This is a genomic window from Massilia eburnea, assembly GCF_009720745.1.
In the GTDB taxonomy this organism is placed as follows: domain Bacteria; phylum Pseudomonadota; class Gammaproteobacteria; order Burkholderiales; family Burkholderiaceae_D; genus Rugamonas; species Rugamonas eburnea.
This window is the reverse complement of record NZ_WNKX01000087.1, coordinates 1-301: the sequence shown is the minus strand read 5'-3', so window position 1 is coordinate 301 and position 301 is coordinate 1. Positions and strand designations below refer to the sequence as shown.

Annotated in this window: 1 rRNA gene; it reads left to right on the top strand. The window is 50.2% G+C overall.

Annotated features, from left to right (window positions below):
* Positions 1-301 (top strand): 23S ribosomal RNA (locus tag GM658_RS28685); the annotation flags it as partial.

Below are 301 nucleotides of genomic sequence, written 5' to 3'. Positions count from 1 at the left end.
GAAGCGAACGCGGCGAACTGAAACATCTAAGTAGCTGCAGGAAAAGAAATCAACCGAGATTCCCAAAGTAGTGGCGAGCGAAATGGGAAGAGCCTGTACGTGATAGTCGTTTGGATAATGGAACAGATTGGAAACTCTGGCCATAGCGGGTGATAGCCCCGTACATGAAATCCAAGCGGTGGTACTAAGCGTACGACAAGTAGGGCGGGACACGAGAAATCCTGTCTGAACATGGGGGGACCATCCTCCAAGGCTAAATACTCGTAATCGACCGATAGTGAACCAGTACCGTGAGGGAAAG